Genomic DNA, 236 nt, shown 5'->3' on the forward strand with positions numbered 1-236 from the left:
GAAGAAACATGGAATAATGCTCAAAGGTTAAGAAAAACAGTAAGAAGAAGCCCAAAGTATGGTACAACCTCCCACCCATTTACAGGACTTTTAATCTGTTCTGATTGTGGAGGAAAGTTAAGTTACAGAGAGCCGGCAGAACATAAAGAAAAGAAATACGATTGTGATTATTGTTTTGTGTGCCAACATTACAGACACAGAAAAGGCACTTGCAGTATGCACTACATCAAAGTAAA

At 37.3% G+C, this 236-nt stretch carries 1 protein-coding gene; it reads left to right on the top strand.

Going from position 1 to position 236, the window contains the following annotated elements; all coding sequences use genetic code 11:
- On the top strand, positions 1-236 hold a 236-nt coding region (locus tag HMPREF2782_RS04385; RefSeq protein ID WP_186821654.1), incomplete at both ends, for a recombinase zinc ribbon domain-containing protein.

This window comes from Anaerococcus sp. HMSC068A02 (assembly GCF_001811125.1).
Classification (GTDB): Bacteria; Bacillota; Clostridia; order Tissierellales; family Peptoniphilaceae; genus Anaerococcus; species Anaerococcus vaginalis_C.